The organism is Pantoea wallisii (assembly GCF_002095485.1).
Taxonomy (GTDB): domain Bacteria; phylum Pseudomonadota; class Gammaproteobacteria; order Enterobacterales; family Enterobacteriaceae; genus Pantoea; species Pantoea wallisii.
In genome coordinates this window covers 31379-52136 of record NZ_MLFS01000033.1, presented here as the reverse complement: position 1 = coordinate 52136, position 20758 = coordinate 31379, and the positions used below count along the sequence as shown (strand labels likewise).

Below are 20758 nucleotides of genomic sequence, written 5' to 3'. Positions count from 1 at the left end.
GTTAATTCTGGCTGACAAGGGTTTATTGCAAAAAAATGATCGTTCGGCCTAAATTTCACCACTACGCTCTATTTCACAACAATTTGCCTGGTAAGTGTGCGAAATCCCGGGCAAAGGCGGTGACTTTCTGCCAGTCCGTGTACTCCACTTCTTTACGGGTATCTGTTTCACCGCCCGTCATACGCATAATGAATTGAATCATGATGCGATCAACCCAGCGGTAACGCGGATAGCGCAGCGCTCCGGCAAACACTGCGCAGCAATCCGGCTGCCACGGCGACTGTGCCAGAAACTTACGTGTATAAGCGTTCGTCTCCGGCGTGCACTTATCCGCTTTGCGCGCCGTCAGGTTTACGCTAAAGAAGCCGCTGACCCGCTTTTGCAGTTCTGCCTGATGCGCAGTGACAAACTTCATCAATGCCGGCTGGAAATGCCCGTAACGGATCGATGCGCCGATCAGTACGCGATCGTACTGTGCCCAATCCACCTGCTGTGCAACGGCCAGGTCCAGCACATCACAAAGCTGTTGTGGGGCGAGCGCCTGTGCGATACGCGCCGCGATCTCGCGGGTCTGCCCGTCACGGCTGGAATAGAGAATCAACGCTTTCATCTTTTAATCCTGTTTCAGTTATTCGCGCCAGAAGGTTGGCGTGAACAGCACCAGCAGCGTAAACACCTCAAGGCGCCCAAACAGCATGGTGGAGATCAAAATCCACTTCGCCACATCGTTCATGGAGGCAAAGTTATCGGCCACCACCCCCAGGCCGGGCCCGAGGTTGTTCAGCGTGGCGGCCACAGCGGCAAACGCAGAGAAGTCATCAACGCCGGTGGCGATAATTGCCAGCATGCTCAGCAGGAACACTAAAGCATAGGCGGAGAAGAAGCCCCACACCGCTTCCAGAATGCGTTCCGGCAGCGCACGGTTCCCCAGCTTAATGGTGTAAACCGCATTGGGGTGCACCAGCCGCTTCAGTTCACGCGAGCCCTGTTTGAACAGCAGCAGAATGCGGATCACCTTCAGACCGCCACCGGTCGAGCCGGCCATTCCGCCGATAAACGCCGAACAGAGCAACAGTACCGGTAAAAACAGTGGCCAGCGCGCAATGCTGTCAGTGGTGAACCCCGCCGTGGTCGCCCATGAAACCACCTGGAAAAATGCCTGGTTGAGCGTTTGCCAGCCATCGTCGTAAACGTTATGCAACCACAGCACAAGGGTGCAGATAATTACCAGCGTCAGTTGTACGCCGATAAACATCCGGAATTCCGGATCGCGCCAGTACACTTTCAGGTTACGGCCGCTGAGCAGGGAGAAGTGCAAACCATAGTTGCAGCCAGAGATCAGCAGGAACACGGCAACAATCGTGTTGATGGTCGGACTGTTAAAATAGCCGATACTGGCATCGTGTGTAGAGAACCCGCCAATAGCAATGGTGGAAAAGCTGTGGCCGATGGCATCAAACATCGGCATCCCCGCCAGCCACAGCGCCACTGCGCACACCACGGTTAGCAACACGTAGATCAGCCAGAGCGTTTTTGCCGTCTCGGCAATACGCGGACGCATTTTGTTATCTTTAAGGGGGCCGGGCATCTCCGCACGGTACAGCTGCATCCCGCCGACGCCAAGAATCGGCAGAATGGCGACCGCCAGTACGATGATCCCCATGCCACCAAGCCACTGCAGCATCTGGCGGTAGAACAGAATCGCTTTGGGTAACGTATCCAGCCCCACCAGCGTGGTCGCGCCGGTAGTGGTTAAACCGGAAAAGGATTCAAAGAACGCATCGGTCACCGAAAGGTGCGGCTGCTCAGCGAAGATAAACGGCATCGCCCCCACGCTGCCCAGCACAGTCCAGAACAGCACCACAATCAGAAAGCCCTCACGCGGCTTAAGCTCCGTTTTCTGCTTCCGGTTCGGCCACCACAACAGCGAACCAATAACGATCGCCATCATAAAGGTCTGGCTGAACGCCCGCCCGGCACCGTCACGATAAATCAGAGCCACTAAGCCCGGCACGATCATCGTCACCGAGAACAGAATTACCAACAGGCCCACGATGCGGGTAATGGCGCGAAAATGCATTCAGCCGTTTCCTTTAAACAGATGCTTTTAGTTGTTCAGCGGGATCAGCGCCAGCGCGCCCCGGCTATAGTCAGAAAGGTTTTGCGTAAAGCCCGTAATCTGCGGATGCGGCAATGCCAGGCGCAGCGTGATGCGATCAAGATAATGGCTCTCTTCCACTCTGCCGTCAAAACGCTGCACCAAACGCTCAATATCGCTCAGCTGCGCATACTCGCACTGCAGGGTAAAGGATTGCATCGGGACTTTACGCTGGCGTGCGAGCTGCTTCAGCCCAAGCTGTACTCCGCCGCCGTAAGCTTTCACCAGGCCGCCGGTGCCCAGCATGATACCGCCATAATAGCGCACCACCACGGCAGTGATCTCGCCGATGCCGCTACCCATCAGCTGAGCCAGCATCGGCTTACCCGCCGTGCCGGAGGGTTCGCCATCGTCGGAGAAGCCCAACTGCTGTGAATCATCCGGCGCACCGGCTACCCACGCCCAGCAGTGATGCCGGGCAGCAGGATGCTCACTTTTCACCTGCTGCACAAACGCCCGCGCCGCATCTGTGCCGTCCGTATGTGCCAGCAAGGTAATAAAGCGGCTTTTTTTTATGGTCTCCTCGCTGAGGCTTACCGCCTCAGCAGGAATGTCGTAAGCATCCATCAGGCAAGGTGCAGGTCGCGCGTCATATTTTCGATACGGTTGGCGTGAACTACCACGTTATCCTCGATGCGAATACCGCCATAGGGCTTCAGTGCATCAATAGCCTGCCAGTCAAAGTGCTGACTAAACTTGCCGCCGCGCAGCTTCGCCAGCAGTGAATCGATAATATAGAAGCCTGGCTCGATGGTCAGCACCATGCCTGGCTCCAGCACGCGCGTACAGCGTAAGTACGGATACTGCGATGGCGCGGCCAGATGCGTGCCGTTCTCATCCTGCATGAATCCTGCGACGTCATGCACCTGCAGCCCCAGCGGATGGCCAAGGCCGTGCGGCATGAACGGACCGGTAAGATCTTCCGCCACCAGCGTCTCTTCGGTTAACCCTTTCACCAGCTCAAATTTCAGCAGCAGTCGCGCGATGCGCTGATGCATCTGCAGATGATAATCGGTATAGCGTACGCCGGCTTTCAGCGTGGCGATCAGCGCCAGCTCCTCTTTATTCAGTGCTTCAACCATCGCAGCGTAGCGCGATTTGCTCTGCGCGGCGTAGCTGCGCGTCAAATCAGCGGCGTAGCCGAGATACTCTGCGCCCGCATCAATCAGGAAGCTGTGACGTTTAGCCGGCGGCTGATGATCCAGTTTGGTGTAATGCAGTACCGCCGCGTGTTCATTCATCGCAATGATGTTGCCATACGGCACATCCGTATCACGGTGCCCGGTGGCGGTGAGGTACGTAAGGTTGATATCGAATTCACTCATCCCGGAGAAGAACGCCTCCTTCGCAGCGCGATGCCCTGCCACCGCCAGCTTCTGCGCTTCACGCATACAGGCCAGCTCGTAGTCAGTTTTAATGCTGCGATGGTAGTGCAGGAAGTCGATCACCCCTTTCGGATTGGTGTGCTCGCTGTGAATTCCCAGCTGGGCGGCACGTGCCGGCACCGGGCCGATATAGGCCACGTTATCCCGCTGAGCGGGCAGCAGCTGTGCGATATCATCCGCTTTTTTCAGGCCGACTACCTCAATATCGTGGGTCCAGAAGCTGTCCGGCAGCGGCTCCACGTTATGCCAGTAATCCACCGGCGAGTAGAACCACAGCTTTGGTTTATTCACGCCATCAATCCATAACCAGCAGTTCGGCACCTGCGTCACCGGCACCCAGGCCTTGAACTGTGGATTCACCTTAAACGGATAGTCATGATCGTCGAGAAATACGGTCAGTAACTCGCCAGAGTGAATCAGCATCGCATCGAGTTTAAAACGTGCCAGCACCTGTTGCGCGCGCTGCTGCAACGTCCTGATGTGCGCATGATACTGGGTTTTCAGTGAATCCATGGACTTGTCTCCGATGTCGCGAAAGTGGCCGCAGTGTAGCACAGCCGTGCGGCCGATGCCGTGCTGCCCGCGCTGTGATCGCTGTATCAAATAAGCAAACTCTCGTTTGCAAAAAATTAACATGACACCCACACTCCAGATCATCTGGTATGACCAGATCACCTTTCGCGTTTCAGGAGACGGACATGCTCTACCAAGGCGATACCCTTTCAGTTCACTGGCTTGACGATGGCATCGCCGAGCTGGTTTTTGATGCGCCCGGTTCGGTAAATAAACTCGATACCAACACTGTCGCTGCGCTGGGCGAAGCCTGAGCGTACTGGAGCAGCAACCCGCGCTGCGTGGCTTGCTGCTCACTTCGGCCAAACCGGCGTTTATCGTCGGTGCCGATATCACCGAATTTTTATCGCTGTTTGATGCGCCAGAAGCGCAGCTGAGCCAGTGGCTTACCTATGCCAACAGCATCTTTAATCGTCTGGAAGATCTGCCGGTGCCAACCCTTGCCGCTATCGACGGCTATGCGCTGGGCGGCGGCTGCGAGTGCGTGCTGGCAACGGATTTACGCGTGGCAACGCCCGCTGCACGCATTGGACTCCCGGAAACCAAACTCGGCATTATGCCAGGCTTTGGCGGCAGCGTACGCCTGCCGCGCCTGCTCGGCGCCGACAGCGCGCTGGAGATTATCGCAGCAGGTAAAGATGTTGACGGTTACGCCGCGCTCAAACTCGGCCTGGTTGATGCGGTCGTCAGCAGCGACAAACTGCGCAGCGCGGCGCTCACCATGCTGCAGGATGCCATTGCGCAGGGCAGCTGGCAGGCACGTCGGGCACCCAAGCTGGCACCGCTAAAGCTCAGCCCGATTGAAGCGGCAATGAGTTTTACCATCGCCAAAAGTATGGTGCTGCAGTCCGCAGGCAAACACTATCCGGCGCCGCTGACGGCGGTGAAAACCATTGAAGCAGCGGCCGGATTGGGTCGCGATGATGCGCTGAAGCTGGAAACCGCTGCCTTTGTCCCGCTGGCGCAGAGTGATGTGGCGCGCGCGCTGGTCGGCATCTTTCTCAACGATCAATATGTCAAAGGGCTGGCGAAAAAGCACAGCGCCGCAGTCGGTGCACCGCAGCAGGCAGCCGTGCTGGGTGCAGGCATTATGGGCGGTGGTATTGCCTATCAATCGGCGTGGAAAGGCGTGCCGGTGAAGATGAAAGATATCAATCCTCAGGCGCTGACGCTGGGTATGAATGAAGCCAGCAAGCTACTGAACAAGCAGATGGCGCGCGGCAAAATTGATGGTGCGAAGCTGGCCAGCGTGCTCACAACCATTCAGCCAACCCTGGATTACGCCGGGTTCGATCGTGCGGATGTTGTGGTCGAAGCCGTGGTGGAGAATCCCCAAATCAAAGCTAAAGTGCTGGCGGAGACCGAACAGCAGCTGCGCGACGATGCCATTCTCGCCTCGAATACCTCAACCATTCCAATCAGCCAGCTGGCGCAGGCGCTTAAGCGACCGCAAAACTTCTGCGGCATGCACTTCTTCAATCCGGTACCGCGGATGCCGCTGGTAGAGGTCATTCGCGGTGAGCAAACCTCGGAAACTACGCTCAGTAAAGTGGTGGCATGGGCCAGCAAAATGGGCAAGACACCGATTGTAGTAAACGACTGCCCGGGCTTCTTTGTGAACCGGGTGCTGTTCCCTTACTTTGCCGCCTTTAGCCTGCTGCTGCGCGACGGCGCCGATTTCCGTCAGATTGATACAGTGATGGAGAAACAGTTCGGCTGGCCGATGGGCCCGGCATGGTTGCTGGATGTGGTCGGCATTGATACTGCGCATCATGCTCAACAGGTGATGGCGCAGGGTTTCCCGTCACGCATGCAGAAAGATTACCGCGACGCCATCGACGTGCTGTTTGAGGCCAAACGCTACGGACAAAAAAACGGGCTGGGCTTCTACCAATGGGAACAGGACAAAAAAGGCAAAGCGCAGAAGCGCGCAGATGCCGCGGTCGATGCGCTGCTGGAGCCGGTTTGCGAACCGAAGCGCGTGTTCAGCGATGAGGAGATCGCGAATCGTATGATGCTACCGATGCTTAATGAAGTGGTGCGCTGTCTCGAAGAGAACATTATTGCCTCCCCTGCCGAAGCCGATATGGCGCTGGTTTACGGCCTGGGCTTCCCGCCATTCCGTGGTGGTGCCTTCCGCTATATGGATACGCTGGGTCTCAGCAATGTGCTCGATCAGGCCAAACGCTACACTGCACTTGGCCCACTCTATGCGCTGCCAGAGTTGCTGGTGCAGAAAGCCCATCAGCATCAGAGCTGGTATCCCGCCGTGCAACCGATTGATGCAGCCGCGCTGCAACGTGCCTGAGGTAATGAATATGGAAAAGGTAGTAGTTGTCGATGCAGTGAGAACGCCCATGGGCCGTTCCAAAGGTGGCGCGTTTCGTCAGGTGCGTGCAGAAGATCTCTCCGCGCATCTGATGCGTGAACTGCTCAGCCGTAATCCGGCGGTCGATCCGGCCACGCTGGATGACATCATCTGGGGCTGCGTACAGCAGACGCTGGAGCAGGGCTTCAATATTGCGCGCAACGCCGCACTGCTGGCAGAGATACCGCACCGCGTACCGGCCAGCACCGTTAACCGCCTGTGCGGCTCCTCGATGCAGGCGCTGCACGATGCAGCGCGCGCCATCATGGTAGGTGATGCGCACAGCTGCCTGATCGGTGGCGTGGAGCACATGGGCCACGTGCCCATGAGCCACGGCGTCGATTTCCACCCGGGCCTCGGACGCACCGTTGCCAAAGCCGCCGGCATGATGGGGCTGACCGCCGAGATGCTGGCCCGTATGCACCATATCAGCCGTGAGCAGCAGGATGCTTTTGCGCTGCGCTCTCACCAGCGCGCCTGGGCAGCCACCCAACGCGGCGATTTTCAGCGTGAAATTGTACCGACCTGTGGCCATGACGCTGACGGCGTGCTCAAACGCTATACAACGGACGAAGTGATTCGCGAGGAGACCAGCCTGGAGGGGCTGGCGGCGCTGCGCCCGGCCTTTGATCCGGCCAATGGCACGGTGACGGCGGGCAGCTCATCCGCGCTGTCTGACGGTGCCGCAGCCATGCTGATCATGAGCGAGAGCCGGGCGCATGAACTGGGCCTGACGCCGCGCGCGCGTATCCGCAGCATGGCGGTGGTCGGCTGCGATCCGTCGATTATGGGTTATGGTCCGGTACCGGCCAGTAAGCTGGCGCTGAAGCGCGCCGGACTGAGCGTGCAGGATATCGATCTGTTCGAGCTTAACGAAGCCTTCGCCGCGCAGACACTGCCCTGCATCAAGGATTTAGGCCTGCTGGAGCAGCTGGATGAGAAAGTGAACCTGAATGGCGGCGCGATTGCACTTGGGCATCCGCTGGGCTGTTCCGGCGCACGCATCAGCACCACATTGCTGAATCTGATGGAGCGCCGTGATGCGCAGTTTGGTCTGGCAAGCATGTGTATCGGCTTAGGCCAGGGTATCGCGACGGTGTTTGAACGGGTCTGATTCTGCGCTTAATGCCCCCTGCGCCGCGCCGGAACCCGAAGCGGCGCAGGGTATCACGCCTCTCTGACATCAGATAAAAGCGAACGCATCACCAAACATCTGCGCTTCAACGGCACCGCGCTCGGCACAGAAACGCTCGCGCGCAATCTTCGCCATCTCAAACCGTCCGGCGATATAGATATCGTGGCCGCTCAGCGTGGCGTAATCCTGCATGACGGCGGTCAGTACCGTGCCGCTGCGGCCGGTCCACGCTTCTGCCGGCTGCTCCACCACCGGAATGACCTTCAGGTTCGGGTGCTTCACCGCCAGTGCGTTCAGTTCATCCAGATCGTACAGGTGCATCAGCTCACGGCCGCCCCAGTAAATGGCGATGTCGCGATCCGGCTTTTGTGCCAGCGCCGTCAGTAGAATGGAGCGTGCGTATGAGAAGCCCGTTCCGCCGGCGATGAGGATCATCGGGCGCTCGCTCTCTTCGCGCAGCCAGGCGTCGCCGTGCGGCATATCAACGGTGATCTGACGATCCTGCTTGATGCGATCCATCACCGCCATGGCATAGAGGTTTAAATCAGATGCGCCAATGTGCAGCTCAATGATCTCTTTTTCCATCGGCGTAGACGCCAGCGAGAACGGACGCTTGTCGCGCTCATCCATCACCACCATCAGATACTGACCAGCGCGGAAGGTAAAATCCGCCGCCGGAATCAAACGGACGCGATAAACCGTATCCGTAATGGCTTCAACCGAAGTGACTTTGCAGCTTAACGTCGTCATACATGCCCTTTCTTATGGTTATTTATTGCCGTTCGCGCTGCGGCGGCGCGGCAAAAATGGCTAACTCATCCCAAATTGCGTCAATACGTGCCGTCACCGCCGGATCTTTAACAATCGGCGTGCCCCATTCGCGCGTGGTTTCACCCGGCCACTTGTTGGTGGCGTCCAGCCCCATTTTCGACCCCAGGCCGGAAACCGGCGAGGCGAAGTCGAGATAGTCGATCGGCGTGTTCTCTACCAGCACCGTATCGCGTGCCGGGTCCATACGGGTGGTAATCGCCCAGATCACGTCATTCCAGTCGCGCGCGTTGACGTCGTCGTCACACACAATCACAAACTTGGTATACATAAACTGGCGCAGGAACGACCACACGCCGAACATCACGCGCTTGGCGTGACCGGCATACTGCTTTTTGATTGTCACCACCGCCAGACGGTAGGAGCAGCCTTCAGGCGGCAGATAGAAATCGACAATCTCCGGGAACTGCTTGATCAGAATCGGCACCAGAACTTCATTCAGCGCAACGCCCAGAACTGCCGGTTCATCCGGCGGGCGGCCGGTGTAAGTCGAATGGTAAATCGGGTTACGCCGCTGGGTAACGTGCGTCACGGTAAACACCGGGAAGCTATCTACTTCATTGTAGTAGCCTGTGTGATCGCCGTACGGACCTTCCGGTGCCATGTCACCGGGCTCGATATACCCCTCCAGCACAATCTCGGCGCTGGCGGGCACTTCGAGATCGCTGGAGACACACTTCACCACCTCGGTTTTATTGCCGCGCAGTAAACCGGCAAAGGCGTATTCAGAGAGCGTATCCGGCACCGGTGTGACCGCGCCAAGAATCGTCGCCGGATCGGCGCCCAGCGCCACTGCGACCGGGAAGCGTTCACCCGGATGCGCTTTGCACCACTCCTGGAAATCAAGCGCGCCACCGCGGTGCGACAGCCAGCGCATGATCACGCGATTTTTACCAATCACCTGCTGCCGATAGATGCCCAGATTCTGCCGCTCTTTGTGCGGCCCGCGTGAAACGGTTAATCCCCAGGTGATCAGCGGTGCCGCATCGCCCGGCCAGCATTTCATTACCGGAATACGCGACAGATCAACATCATCGCCGCTGAATATCTCTTCCTGACACGGCGCATTACGCAGGCGCTTTGTCGGCATATTCAGCACCTGTTTGAACTGCGGCATCTTATCGAACAGATCGCGGAACCCTTTTGGCGGCTCCGGCTCTTTGAGAAACGCCAGCAACTTGCCCACTTCACGCAGCGCGCTGACCTCTTCCTGCCCCATGCCCATCGCCACGCGTTTGGGTGTACCGAACAGGTTGCACAGCACCGGCATGCTGTACCCTTTCGGGTTCTCGAACAGCAGCGCCGGTCCGCCGGCACGCAGCGTGCGATCGGCGATTTCTGTCATCTCCAGCTCAGGATCGATCTCCTGAGTGATGCGCTTTAACTCGCCACGCTGTTCCAGCAGTGCGAGAAAATCTCGTAAATCCTGATATTTCATATGGCGTTCGTTTCCGGCCAGAGTAAGTCGGGCATTATATACCCCAAAATCAGATAGGCTGACAGGAGAATGGCACCAGCGCCTGCAGTGCCAGCACATCGTGACAGGCCTTGACCGGTTCACCATGGCGGAACACTTTAAAGTCTTCGCCGCGCGCGCTGTAGTAGCTCAACCGATTTTCGCTGACGTGCAGGAAACTGGCTTCGCGGAGCGCAATCACGGATTCGTGCGGGTTAACGGCGCAGAACTCCGCCAGGCGTTCATCACGGGTTTCGCCCATATGACCGCTGACGTGCGCATCAATGTAGTGCGGGTTGATCTGCACCGGGAACAGGCCGAGCGCCGGCAATACCACGCTGCTGCGCACCGGCATATCGTTCGTGGTGCGGATAGAGGGTGTGGCGACGTTGCAGCCCGCGCTCCAGCCGACATAAGGCACATCGCGCTCACGCACTGCGCGCTGAATTGCCACAATCAGCCCCTGCTCATGCAGCATCTGATTCAGAAACCAGGTATTACCGCCGCTGACCAGAATCAGCTCAGCCTGCTCAATGGCCGCAATCGGGGAGTCGAATTCATGCAGGGTGCGTACCGGGATACCCAGCGATTGCGAAAGGTCCTGCGCCCGCGCCGCATGATCGCCCCGGATAATCGCATAAGGCACCAGTACCGCTGAGGTAATGCCACGCCGGGCAATCATGGCGTGTAGCTGCGGGTGGGCGTAACTTAGCAGCGGCGCATCCTCAGCCACTTTGCCATTACTCAACAGAAACAGTTCCATCAGCCAATCCTTTTCGTTCGCGTAATGGTTTGGCAGTCTGATACAGATGGTTATCAGCCGTCAATTTTCTTGCAGAAAACTGCGATAAAGCCGCATCAATCGGAAAATTCGTAGAGATTTTTCCTGCGCGACGCGGATTCCATTAGCCGATGCGCTATAACTCTGACAGCAGGTTTGATATTCTTAGCGTCCATTATTTGGGAGCAGTTATGGAATCCTGGTACTTACTCTATTGCAAACGTGGACAGCTGTTGCGCGCGAAAGAGCACCTTGAGCGGCAAGCGGTGAACTGCCTCAGCCCGATGATCGCGCTGGAGAAGATTGTTCGCGGCAAGCGCACCACCGTGAGTGAACCGCTGTTTCCCAACTATCTGTTTATCGAATTTGATCCGGAAGCGATTCATACCACCACTATCAGCAGCACGCGCGGCGTCAGCCACTTTGTGCGCTTTGGCGCCATGCCCGCAACGGTGCCCTATGAGGTGATTGAAGCGCTGCAAACTGATGCGCCGCAAATCATGCTGGACCCGGAGACGCCGCAGGTCGGTGATGAAGTGCTGATCACCGACGGCACCTTTGAGGGGCTGCGCGCCATCTTCGCCGAGCCCGATGGGGAAACCCGCTCCATCCTGCTGCTTAACCTGCTGAATAAACAGGTAACGCGCAGCGTGGATAACAAGCTCTTCCGTAAAGTTTAAGCCAGCCTGAAGAGCTGACGCGCATTCTCTGCAACGCGTGCTCCCAGCGCTTCCGCCTCTTCGCCTCGCCAGTTCGCCACCTGCTGCACAATATGCGGCAGGAAGCACGGCTCGTTACGCCGCGATGTCGGGCGCGGACGCATGTCGCGCGGTAACAGATAGGGTGCGTCCGTCTCCAGCAGCAGACGATCGGCCGGAATCAGCGGCAGTAACTCACGCAGCGTCATGCCTCGGCGTTCGTCACACACCCAACCCGTAATGCCCACCGATAAGCCCATTGCCAGGCACGCTTCCAGCTCCTCGCGCGTGCCGGTAAAGCAGTGCACTACGGCACCCGTCAGTTTTGGCAACCACGGCTGTAGTACGGCGGCAAAGCGCGCATGCGCTTCCCGGCAGTGCAGGAAAACCGGCAGCTGCAGTTCGGCGGCCAGCGCCAGCTGCGCATCAAACGCATACTCCTGCTGATCGTGTGCCGAGAGATTACGGTTGAAGTCGAGCCCGCATTCGCCAATCGCGACCACCTGCTCGCGCTCCGCCAGACGGCGCAGCGTGTTGGCGGTCTCTGCCGACCACTCGCTGGCATGATGCGGATGCACGCCGGCAGTGGACCAGCAGTAGCCTGGATGTTGCGCAGCCAGCTGACGCGCCTGCTGGCTCTCCAGCGCATTGGTGCCGGTAATCAGCAGGCCGGTGACGCCTGCTTCGCGCGCACGTTTCACCACCTGCTCGCGATCTTTCGCGAATTGCGTGCTGGTCAGGTTTACACCGATATCAAACATGTATTTTCCCAAATAAAAACCGCCCGGTTGGGCGGTTAAGATTCATCACTTTCCCGCTCGCGTGCGGGATACCCTGTATTAAGGACATCAGGATTGCGAATCTGTTTCCTCATCGACCGCAGCCTTACGCCCTTTACCCACGTAGTAGCGGGAGAAGAATACGCCGACTTCAAACAGACAGTACATCGGAATAGCGAGCAAAGTTTGGGAGAAAACATCCGGCGGTGTGAGCAACATCCCAACCACGAATGCGCCAACCAGAATGTAAGGACGCTTCTTCTTCAGATCTTCTGGCGTAGTGATACCGGTCCAGCAGATCAGCACAATCGCAATCGGCACCTCAAAGGCAACGCCAAACGCCATAAAGATCGTCATGACAAAATCGAGGTAGTTGGTGATGTCGGTGGCGATGGTCACGCCCTGCGGCGCGGTTTTGGCAAAAAAGCCAAAGGCCAGCGGGAACACGATGAAGTAGGCAAACGCCACGCCAACGTAGAACAGCAGCGTACTGGAGAACAGCAGCGGCATAACCAGCTTGCGCTCGTGACGATAGAGCGCCGGCGCTACGAACGCCCACACCTGATAGAGGATCACCGGCACGGCTAAAAAGACCGAGACGATGATGGTCAATTTGATCGGTGTGAAAAACGGCGACGCCACATCGGTCGCAATCATGCTGGCGCCGGCAGGCATCTGGCTGATCAGCGGCGAAGCGACAGCGTGATAGATGTCGTTAGCGAAATAGACCAGGCACAGGAAGATGACAAAAACTGCGATAATGCAGTTTAACAAGCGCTTGCGCAGCTCAATCAGGTGGCTGATGAGCGGTTGGGTATCTTCAACGGCCATGTTTATCGTTCATCTTTTACAGGAGGAGGCGACGGGGGATCGGCTTTCACCACGGTCTCAGCAGCAGGTTCCACCGGTTGCGGCGCTGCGCAGGAGCACTGGCCTGCTGCTGTGCAGCGGCAGGCGAAACCGGCGCGGCGGGCGCAGCAGGTGGCGTCTGATGAATGGTGTTAGCTTCATCTTCCGCTTTTTCGATATCAATGCTCTGCTGCACGGAGCGCTTCATGGAGTCTGCGGTTTTACGTAACTCTTCCATGGACTCTTTCAGCTCCGGCGAGAGCGTGCCGCGGCCTGCCTCTTCGACTTTCTTCAGGCTGTCCTGCAGCTCCTGCAGTTTCAGCTCCTGCGCCAGTTCGTTCTGCACGTTGGCGGCCAGCGAGCGAATCGCCCGAATCCAGCCCACCACGGTTTTCACCGCAACCGGTAATCGCTGCGGGCCAAGCACAATCAGCCCGATAACGAACACCAATACCAGTTCACTAAAACCAATATCGAACACAGTTATACCTTACTTGTCCCTGGCGTCATCTTTGCTTGCCGAGGTTTGCTGTTTGTCTGACAGAGTTTTGGCGTTGAAGTCAGCGTCCTGCTCTTTCGGTTGATCCTTTTTATCGTCTTCATCGCCCATGGCTTTTTTGAAGCCACGGATAGAAGAGCCTAAATCCGAACCCAGGTTGCGAAGTTTATTGGTACCGAACAGAAGTACAACAATGACGGCAATGATTAATAATTGCCAAATACTGATACCGCCCATGAGATATGCCTCTAATATTCTGTGAAAAACTGTTGACTGTAACGCACAGAAAGTCCGTTTGTACTCGAACTTTAGCCTGCGACATTACGCGATTTGCACCAGGCAAACAATCAGTTTGTCTTGCGCCAGCCGATGAGCCAGGTCACGATGCCCGCAGCCAGTAACAGCGCCGGGAAGAAATCCCAGTCCGGCCGGCTCAGCAGCACCGCAGTCCCACTCAATAACAGTGTAGCGCCAATGCCAAACAGATAGCGCGACTGATGATGACGTGTCCGCTGCGCGTTCAAATCGGTGACGAGTTTATCGACACTGTGCTTCAATAACTTGTGCTGGCGCATACTGTCGTAAAAAAGCTCCGGCAGCTCCGGCAATTTTTCCGCCCAGTACGGCGCTTTGTCTTTTACCGCCCGCAGAATCGCCGGAATACCGATCTGGTCTTTGATCCACTCTTCCAGGAATGGCTTCGCGGTTTTCCACAGATCAAGCTGCGGATAGAGCTGACGACCAATGCCTTCAATGTACAGCAGCGTTTTCTGCAGTAACACCAGTTGCGGCTGTACTTCCATGTTGAAGCGGCGCGCAGTATTAAACAGGTTGAGCAGCACATGCCCAAACGAGATCTCCGCCAGCGGCTTCTCGAAGATCGGCTCACAGACGGTGCGAATAGCGAACTCGAAATCTTCCACATTGGTATCCGGCGGTACCCAGCCAGAATCCACGTGCAGTTCTGCCACTTTACGATAGTCGCGGTTAAAGAAGGCGATAAAGTTCTCCGCCAGATAGCGCTTATCTTCTTTGTTCAGTGAACCCACAATACCGCAATCGATCCCGATATATTGCGGATCTTCCGGATGTTCGTAACTGACAAAGATGTTGCCGGGGTGCATATCGGCATGGAAGAAACTGTCGCGGAAGACCTGAGTGAAGAACACCTGCACGCCGCGCTCCGCCAGCAGCTTCATGTTGACACCATGCTGCTCCAGCGTGGCGACATCAGAGATCGGAATACCGTAAATGCGCTCCATTACCAGCATGGATTCGCTGCAGTAGTCAGAGAATACTTCGGGCACGTAGAGCATGCGGCTCTGATCAAAGTTACGGCGCAGCTGAATGGCGTTCGCCGCTTCACGCAGTAAATTGAGTTCATCAATCAGCGTTTTTTCGTAATCCCGCACCACTTCCATCGGACGTAAACGGCGGCCATCCGGCAGCAGACGCGGAACCCAGCGTGCAAGACGGTAAATCAGCTTCATGTCCGCTTTGATCACCGGCAGAATATCCGGGCGAATCACTTTGATGACCACTTCGCGCCCGTTAGATTTCAGCGTGGCGGTATGCACCTGGGCAATCGACGCCGAAGCCAGCGGCTTGATATCGAAATCGTCGAACCAGGTTTCCACCGGGCCGCCGATGGATCGTTCGATCTGCGCTTTGGCTTTGACGCCATCGAACGGCGCGACGCGGTCCTGCAGAATTGCCAGCTCATCAGCAATTTTGGGCGGGAACAGATCGCGCCGCGTGGAGAGCATTTGCCCGAACTTGATCCAGACCGGCCCAAGCTGCTCCATCGCCAGACGCAGGCGAATACCCATTTCCGCTTCTTTGTGCTTATTGGGTATCCAGAAAACGCAGCGCCGCCACAATCGCAGCGGCAACGTAATGCGCATGTGGGGGATCAGTTCATCCAGCCCGTAGGTCAGGAAGATTTTAACAATAAAGTATAAGCGCCGAATTTCTCCCAGCGTCATTTCGCCTCCAGCTGTGCTAAACGCGCCTCGAACGCATTAACCGAACGTTCCATCGCTTCAACCTCTTCACTGAACCAGGCCTGCTCCAGCGCGCCCGGCGCCATGCGCCACTCTTCGGTCAGCACCTGGCCAAGATAGTCCTGGCGGCGGGAAACCTGACGCTGCATGAATGTCAGCGCCTGCTGAGCCGCCTGGCTGATGCCCTGCGCAGCGATATCGCCGACCCAAGGCGCAAGATACTCCGCCGGATCGAGTTCAGCGAGATCCATTAGCGCGGAGAACTGCTGCACCACCTGCAGATCGCCCTCCACTTCCAGCTCACCGCTGCGGATCAGGCCGGTAAGCTGCTGACGGTCGCGCAGTTTAGGCAAGGTGCTAAGACGCAGGCTGACGCTGCAATCGCTGCTGTCCTGCCAGTCACTCAATACATCCAGCTGATTTTCGCTGAACACCAGCACCAGCGGGAAGTCCAGCTCCTGCAGACGCAGCAGCAGCACTTTACCCGCCAGGCGCTGACGCGCGGCCTTCAGGCCACGGTCGCGATAGAGTACGCGGTTCAGGGCAGTTTCAAGACCGCCGGTAATGAGAGGGGTAAAAGTCATGGTTAATCAGAACTTAAAGCCGCGATGCAGTGCGACAATACCGCCGGTCATATTGGAGTAGGTGGTATTTTCGAAGCCAGCATCGTTCATCATGGCTTTCAGGGTCTCCTGATCCGGATGCATACGGATCGACTCTGCCAGATAACGATAGCTCTCTGCATCCTGCGCCACCAGCTGACCGATACGCGGCAGAATATGGAATGAGTAAGTATCGTAAGCTTTGCTCAGGGGATCGAACACCGGTTTGGAGAACTCCAGCACCAGTAACCGTCCACCCGGCTTCAGTACGCGGAACATAGAGGCCAGCGCTTTCTCTTTTTCGGTGACGTTACGCAGACCGAACGAGATGGTGATGCAATCGAAGTAATTATCCGGGAACGGCAGCGCTTCGGCATTCGCCTGCACATAGCTTACGTTACCCGCAACGCCGAGATTACGCAGCTTTTCGCGGCCCATCTTCAGCATTGAACTGTTAATATCCGCCAGCACAACCTGGCCGGTTTCGCCTACCAGGCGGGAGAATTTGGCGGTGAGATCGCCTGTTCCGCCAGCCAGATCCAGCACGCGCTGACCACGGCGCACGCCGCTGCTGTCAATGGTAAAACGCTTCCAGACGCGATGAATGCCGAACGACATCAGGTCGTTCATCAGGTCATATTTCGCCGCAACCGAGTGAAACACGTCTGCGACTTTATCGGCCTTTTCACTTTTCGCGACGGTCTGAAAGCCAAAATGGGTAGTTTCCTGCTGTGATTCATCTGCCATCGGTTTTACCTGTTCCACAAACAATACTTCCCGAAGTGTATCAGAGTCGCGCGATCCGAGCACGCGACCGGCGAGTTATTCATTGATGCGGCGCAGGGAAGCGGCGGAAGAATCTGCTGCTTTTTCATCGCACTCACTGTCATCTGCCCAACTCTCATCGGCCTCTTCCGGCAGTGCCTGCTCTGCCAGCTGCGGATTGATTGGCCGCTTTATCTCAACACCGAGGGCACGAAACGCTTCGCTCTGTGCAATCAGGTTACCCCGCCCCTGCGCCAGCTTTTTCATGGCCTGATGATAGCTCTGCTGCGCTTTGTCGAGGTTATGGCCGATGCCGTTCATGTCATCGACAAACAGCCGCATCTTGTCATACAGTCGTGCGGCACGGTCGGCGATGCGCTGCGCGTTACGGCTTTGATGCTCATAACGCCACAGGTTATTGATGGTACGTAGCGCCACCAGCAGCGTGGTTGGGCTCACCAGCATGATGTTCTGCTGCAGCGCTTCGCTAATCAGCTCTGGCTGGCGGTCAATGGCCAGCAAAAACGCGGGCTCCACCGGAATAAACATCAGCACATAATCCAGCGAGCGTAAACCGGGCAATTGTTGATAATCTTTTCGTCCCAGCAGGCGGATATGGCCCCGCACCGCGTTAACGTGCTCCTGGATCGCCTGTTCACGCGTCGCCTCCTCTTCAGCATTGAAGTAGCGTTCATAGGCAATCAGCGTCATTTTCGCGTCGATCACCACATCTTTACCCTGCGGCAGCCGCACGATTACGTCAGGCTGCATGCGGCCCTGCTGCTGCTCCAGCTGCACGCTGACCTGGGTTTCGTACTCGTAGCCTGCGCGCAGACCGGACGCTTCCAGTACGCGGCTCAGCACCACTTCGCCCCAGTTGCCCTGAATTTTGTTGTCGCCTTTCAGCGCTTTGGTCAGGTTGATGGCCTCCTGCGCCATTTGCGCATTCAGCTGTTGCAGCTGGCGGATCTCGTGCGCCAGCGTATGACGCTCCCGTGCCTCCTGACCAAAGCTGTCATTGACCTGCCGGCGGAAGCCGTCGAGCTGTTCGCGTAGCGGGCCAATCAGGCTATTGAGGCTTTGACGGTTCTGTTCATCGACGCGCCGCCCGCTGTTTTCGAAAATGCGGTTGGCCAGGTTTTCAAACTGGGCGCTGAGGCGCTGTTCGCTGTTGGTGAGCAGACGCTGCTTCTCCTCGGCGGCGAAGCGCGTCTCCTCCAGGCGGATGGTGACTTCACGCAGTTCAGCTTCCTGCGCGCTGTTAACCTCCAGCTGATTGCGCAATTCGCGGCTGAGCTGTTCGCTTTCGCCGCGCCAGTAATCCAGCTGCTGCAGCCGCTCCTGCGCGCCGCTCAGGGCTCCATGCAGCTTCAGCAGCTCCTGTTCACGCTGCTGAAGCTGCTGTTGCAGCTGCGTGACCTGCTGCTGCTGACGCTGCTGCGCCTCTTCCAGCAATCTGCGTTCGGTAGTGAAGCTGGCGTGCTGATGACCGGCGCGCAGCTGGGCCATTATCCAGCCCAGGCCAAGGCCAGCCAGTGCCAGCGCGCCGCTAATGATAAGTTGCTGATCCATAATTCCCCCGCGGATCGTCTCGCTGAGGAAAAGGTAAAGTTGCACTGTATGAATGTCCAGACATAAATGATACGCCTGTCAATTATTCAGAGCGCTGATCCACTGCACTGCAATTTATTGCAGTGCAAAGTGATAACGCTACAGCGCCCGCACCGTTAACTCTCCTGCCCGCCACGCATCGATCAGGAAAAAGGGCATTGGCAGCACCCACTCGGTTTCATTATGCACTCTGGCCGGGTAGCACCAGCTCTGGCCGCCACAGGTCAGTTCTACCTGCTGCTCACCGTTCTCTGCATTGGCCACTTTGCCGGCCATGCTGGCAAAACCGGCATTACTGCCGACATGGAAGCTCTCGGTCTGCCAGCGAATCGGTGCATGCGCCGGCCAGGGCTGCGCATGGTGGAAGCGGAAGATGTCATCGTGATTAAGGATGCTTTCACGCACCGTCGGCCATAGCGCCACTTTGAGGAAATATTGGTCGGTAAAGCGCTCACTGCCCTGATACTGCGCGATAAAGTCGCGCATCTGCTGCTCAACGTTATGGAAAACGCCGTGGCAGCCGCCCCACATGCCCGCCAGGAGTAGCTCGGTATGCGAATAGTAATCACGCATATGATGGAACCAGTAAGGGGATGCAAGCCAGGCATCGACGGCAACGACTTCCCGCTCGGAGAGCAGTGAATCCGCGTCACGTACGATGTAGCGTTTAACCTGCGGATCGTCCATGACGAGGAAACGCCACAGCGTTGGAAACAGGGTCTTCTCCTGCGACATATCCACCAGCTGGGTGTTGGGCTGCTCAAGGCGCTGCCAGACATGTTCTGGCACGCTGTCATCAAGGTAGATGCGGCATATCCAGTCAGGATAGAGCTCCCGCGCCACCTCCACGTTTTTAATCAGCGTTTCGCAGTAGCGTGGCTGACCACCGTACAGGCTAAAGGAGATGATATTTTCGGCCGGGCTGGTGCGATTGATGGGCGGCGGCGTGGGCGCTGGCAGAGAAGCTTTCTGGCCTTTACTGAAAATGGCATCGGAGTTGTTCAGGGATTCCAGACCATAGCGGGCGACCTCATCCTGCTTGCCCAGCCAGCCGCACACTTCGGTTAAGCCATCCAGCCAGGTCTCTGTCGCCTGTGCACGTTGCGCTGCGGGCGCCTGGTAGATCTTCTGGTAGATTTTGTAGGATTTTTTGTATTCGCCGGTGCGCATCAGCGTTAACGCATAGTCGCTGAGCACCTGCATCTGGTTGGGCATCACGCGCAGCACTTCTTCACAGCACTGGCGGGCCAGCGGGTAGTTCGCAGCCGCCATCGCCTGGCGGAACCGCGCTGCTGCGCTCTCAACACGCGCCTGCGTAGCAGCGGGATGACTCATTAAAGTCGGACGTGGGACGGAAACCGTTTTGCGCATAAGAAATTTCTCAGATCGGCTGAATTTGCGCGCATTCTAATCAGGCAATTACTGAGCTCCCTATAAGCCTGGTCTCGAATTCATCCCCTGACTGACGCACTACAGTAAGCGACGCGCAGCTTCTACCACAATTTTCACCGCATCGCTTTCGGTCTGCTTCATGGTTGCCGCATCCGGGATCTCTTTCTGCGTCCGGTTGACGATGACGCCTGCCACCATACCGGCACGCAGTCCCTGACTGGCGCACATGGTTAACAGTGTAGCGGATTCCATCTCATAGTTAAGGACGCCCATCTCCTGCCACTCTTTCATCGATCCCTGGAAGCGACTGACCACGCGCCCGGAGAAGGTGTCATAGCGCTCCTGGCCCGGATAGAAGGTGTCAGACGATGCCGTAATACCGATATGCGTTTTTGCGCCGCAGGCTCTGCCGCCGCCACCAGCGCGGTAGTGCAGCTAAAATCAGCTACCGCCGGGAACTCCATCGGTGCAAAGTGCAGGCTGGCACCGTCAAGGCGCACGGATGCGGTCGTGACCAGCACATCGCCAACGTTGATGTGCGGCTGAATTGCGCCGGTAGTACCCACGCGCAGGAATGTACGCACGCCAAGCTGTGCCAGCTCCTCTACGGCGATAGAGGTCGACGGGCCGCCGATGCCGGTTGAGCAGACAACCACCGGTTTTCCATCCACTTCGGCCAGGTAAGTGGTGAACTCGCGGTGTGAAGCCAGATGTTGCGGGTTGTCCATCAGCGCGGCAATTTTCTTCACGCGCTCCGGATCGCCAGGAACGATCGCCAGCGTGGCTCCTTTCAGATCGGCTTTAGTGATGCCAAGGTGGAAAACGTCAGACTGGGCCATAACAGACTCCTGGATAAATAAGGGAATGAGCGCGTCA

The 20758-nt window shown here is 57.2% G+C and carries 17 protein-coding genes and 3 pseudogenes; 3 read left to right on the top strand and 17 right to left on the bottom strand.

The features are described from left to right. Positions 1 to 73: 73 nt before the first annotated feature. The 4 genes from hemG to pepQ are packed head-to-tail and all read right to left on the bottom strand — an operon-like array spanning position 74 to position 4056. Positions 74 to 610 (bottom strand): menaquinone-dependent protoporphyrinogen IX dehydrogenase, encoded by a 537-nt coding sequence (gene hemG, locus HA48_RS12945; RefSeq protein ID WP_128601681.1) that lies wholly within the window; start codon positions 608 to 610, stop codon positions 74 to 76. Between the two features lie 18 nt (positions 611 to 628). Then, on the bottom strand, positions 629 to 2080 hold the full coding sequence (gene trkH / locus HA48_RS12940; protein ID WP_128601680.1) for a Trk system potassium transporter TrkH: 1452 nt from the start codon (positions 2078 to 2080) through the stop codon (positions 629 to 631). A 27-nt stretch (positions 2081 to 2107) separates the two neighbouring features. Next, a complete protein-coding gene (locus tag HA48_RS12935; RefSeq protein ID WP_128601679.1) occupies positions 2108 to 2725 on the bottom strand; it encodes an IMPACT family protein in 618 nt (205 codons plus the stop codon). Further along, positions 2725 to 4056, bottom strand: a complete 1332-nt coding sequence (gene pepQ / locus HA48_RS12930; RefSeq protein ID WP_128601678.1) for a Xaa-Pro dipeptidase — start codon at positions 4054 to 4056, stop codon at positions 2725 to 2727. Before pepQ ends, HA48_RS12935 begins: the two co-directional genes overlap by 1 nt. A 185-nt stretch (positions 4057 to 4241) precedes the next feature. Here pepQ and fadB point away from each other — a divergent pair. Further along, positions 4242 to 6424: pseudogene (gene fadB / locus HA48_RS12925) on the top strand (fatty acid oxidation complex subunit alpha FadB). Positions 6425 to 6434: 10 nt separating this feature from the next. Further along, positions 6435 to 7598 carry an acetyl-CoA C-acyltransferase FadA gene (gene fadA / locus HA48_RS12920; protein WP_128601677.1) on the top strand — a complete coding sequence of 388 codons (1164 nt, stop codon included), beginning with the start codon at positions 6435 to 6437 and terminating at the stop codon, positions 7596 to 7598. A 69-nt stretch (positions 7599 to 7667) separates the two neighbouring features. On the opposite strand, the gene fre is transcribed toward fadA, so the two are convergent. Genes fre through pepE form a run of 3 tightly spaced genes read right to left on the bottom strand, consistent with a single transcriptional unit; the run spans position 7668 to position 10666 of the window. Then, positions 7668 to 8369, bottom strand: a complete 702-nt coding sequence (gene fre / locus HA48_RS12915; RefSeq protein WP_128601676.1) for an NAD(P)H-flavin reductase — start codon at positions 8367 to 8369, stop codon at positions 7668 to 7670. Positions 8370 to 8391: 22 nt separating this feature from the next. After that, positions 8392 to 9885 (bottom strand): 4-hydroxy-3-polyprenylbenzoate decarboxylase, encoded by a 1494-nt coding sequence (gene ubiD, locus HA48_RS12910; RefSeq protein WP_128601675.1) that lies wholly within the window; start codon positions 9883 to 9885, stop codon positions 8392 to 8394. A 49-nt stretch (positions 9886 to 9934) separates the two neighbouring features. Beyond that, positions 9935 to 10666 (bottom strand): dipeptidase PepE, encoded by a 732-nt coding sequence (pepE, locus tag HA48_RS12905; protein ID WP_128601674.1) that lies wholly within the window; start codon positions 10664 to 10666, stop codon positions 9935 to 9937. A 209-nt stretch (positions 10667 to 10875) separates the two neighbouring features. Between pepE and rfaH the strand changes: the two genes are divergently transcribed. Beyond that, positions 10876 to 11364, top strand: a complete 489-nt coding sequence (rfaH, locus tag HA48_RS12900) for a transcription/translation regulatory transformer protein RfaH (RefSeq protein WP_128601673.1) — start codon at positions 10876 to 10878, stop codon at positions 11362 to 11364. Here the strand turns inward: rfaH and tatD are convergent. The 10 genes and pseudogenes from tatD to udp all read right to left on the bottom strand — a co-directional run bounded on the left by tatD (position 11361) and on the right by udp (position 20721). Beyond that, positions 11361 to 12143 (bottom strand): 3'-5' ssDNA/RNA exonuclease TatD, encoded by a 783-nt coding sequence (gene tatD, locus HA48_RS12895; protein WP_128601672.1) that lies wholly within the window; start codon positions 12141 to 12143, stop codon positions 11361 to 11363. The two genes, rfaH and tatD, sit on opposite strands and share 4 nt — an antisense overlap. 87 nt (positions 12144 to 12230) lie before the next feature. Then, positions 12231 to 12992: a Sec-independent protein translocase subunit TatC gene (tatC, locus tag HA48_RS12890; RefSeq protein ID WP_128601671.1), complete on the bottom strand. Its 762-nt coding sequence runs from the start codon at positions 12990 to 12992 to the stop codon at positions 12231 to 12233. Positions 12993 to 13077: 85 nt separating this feature from the next. Then, positions 13078 to 13491, bottom strand: a pseudogene (tatB, locus tag HA48_RS12885) (Sec-independent protein translocase protein TatB); the annotation flags it as partial. Positions 13492 to 13500: 9 nt separating this feature from the next. Further along, the gene (gene tatA / locus HA48_RS12880; RefSeq protein WP_128601669.1) at positions 13501 to 13746 is read right to left on the bottom strand and encodes a Sec-independent protein translocase subunit TatA; all 246 of its coding nucleotides are present in this window, start codon (positions 13744 to 13746) and stop codon (positions 13501 to 13503) included. 110 nt (positions 13747 to 13856) lie between these two features. Next, entirely contained in the window at positions 13857 to 15494 is a 1638-nt protein-coding gene (ubiB, locus tag HA48_RS12875) for a ubiquinone biosynthesis regulatory protein kinase UbiB (RefSeq protein ID WP_128601668.1), read from the bottom strand. Beyond that, positions 15491 to 16096: a ubiquinone biosynthesis protein UbiJ gene (ubiJ, locus tag HA48_RS12870; RefSeq protein WP_128601667.1), complete on the bottom strand. Its 606-nt coding sequence runs from the start codon at positions 16094 to 16096 to the stop codon at positions 15491 to 15493. The genes ubiB and ubiJ overlap by 4 nt, the downstream gene beginning before the upstream one ends. A gap of 6 nt (positions 16097 to 16102) precedes the next feature. Next, positions 16103 to 16861, bottom strand: a complete 759-nt coding sequence (gene ubiE, locus HA48_RS12865) for a bifunctional demethylmenaquinone methyltransferase/2-methoxy-6-polyprenyl-1,4-benzoquinol methylase UbiE (RefSeq protein ID WP_128601666.1) — start codon at positions 16859 to 16861, stop codon at positions 16103 to 16105. A 75-nt stretch (positions 16862 to 16936) separates the two neighbouring features. Next, entirely contained in the window at positions 16937 to 18451 is a 1515-nt protein-coding gene (rmuC, locus tag HA48_RS12860; protein ID WP_128601665.1) for a DNA recombination protein RmuC, read from the bottom strand. Between the two features lie 138 nt (positions 18452 to 18589). Further along, the gene (locus HA48_RS12855) at positions 18590 to 19861 is read right to left on the bottom strand and encodes a tetratricopeptide repeat protein (RefSeq protein ID WP_128601664.1); all 1272 of its coding nucleotides are present in this window, start codon (positions 19859 to 19861) and stop codon (positions 18590 to 18592) included. Between the two features lie 99 nt (positions 19862 to 19960). After that, positions 19961 to 20721 (bottom strand): annotated as a pseudogene (gene udp, locus HA48_RS12850) (uridine phosphorylase). Between the last annotated feature and the right edge of the window lie 37 nt (positions 20722 to 20758).

Coding starts and splice junctions, on each gene's coding strand:
- HA48_RS12855 (WP_128601664.1), bottom strand. CDS start 19,861: ATGCGCAAAACGGTTTCCGTCCCACGTCCGACTTTAATGAGTCATCCC.
- ubiB (WP_128601668.1), bottom strand. CDS start 15,494: ATGACGCTGGGAGAAATTCGGCGCTTATACTTTATTGTTAAAATCTTC.
- rfaH (WP_128601673.1), top strand. CDS start 10,876: ATGGAATCCTGGTACTTACTCTATTGCAAACGTGGACAGCTGTTGCGC.
- ubiE (WP_128601666.1), bottom strand. CDS start 16,861: ATGGCAGATGAATCACAGCAGGAAACTACCCATTTTGGCTTTCAGACC.
- pepE (WP_128601674.1), bottom strand. CDS start 10,666: ATGGAACTGTTTCTGTTGAGTAATGGCAAAGTGGCTGAGGATGCGCCG.
- pepQ (WP_128601678.1), bottom strand. CDS start 4,056: ATGGATTCACTGAAAACCCAGTATCATGCGCACATCAGGACGTTGCAG.
- trkH (WP_128601680.1), bottom strand. CDS start 2,080: ATGCATTTTCGCGCCATTACCCGCATCGTGGGCCTGTTGGTAATTCTG.
- tatA (WP_128601669.1), bottom strand. CDS start 13,746: ATGGGCGGTATCAGTATTTGGCAATTATTAATCATTGCCGTCATTGTT.
- hemG (WP_128601681.1), bottom strand. CDS start 610: ATGAAAGCGTTGATTCTCTATTCCAGCCGTGACGGGCAGACCCGCGAG.
- fre (WP_128601676.1), bottom strand. CDS start 8,369: ATGACGACGTTAAGCTGCAAAGTCACTTCGGTTGAAGCCATTACGGAT.
- ubiJ (WP_128601667.1), bottom strand. CDS start 16,096: ATGACTTTTACCCCTCTCATTACCGGCGGTCTTGAAACTGCCCTGAAC.
- tatC (WP_128601671.1), bottom strand. CDS start 12,992: ATGGCCGTTGAAGATACCCAACCGCTCATCAGCCACCTGATTGAGCTG.
- rmuC (WP_128601665.1), bottom strand. CDS start 18,451: ATGGATCAGCAACTTATCATTAGCGGCGCGCTGGCACTGGCTGGCCTT.
- ubiD (WP_128601675.1), bottom strand. CDS start 9,885: ATGAAATATCAGGATTTACGAGATTTTCTCGCACTGCTGGAACAGCGT.
- tatD (WP_128601672.1), bottom strand. CDS start 12,143: ATGTTTGATATCGGTGTAAACCTGACCAGCACGCAATTCGCGAAAGAT.
- fadA (WP_128601677.1), top strand. CDS start 6,435: ATGGAAAAGGTAGTAGTTGTCGATGCAGTGAGAACGCCCATGGGCCGT.
- HA48_RS12935 (WP_128601679.1), bottom strand. CDS start 2,725: ATGGATGCTTACGACATTCCTGCTGAGGCGGTAAGCCTCAGCGAGGAG.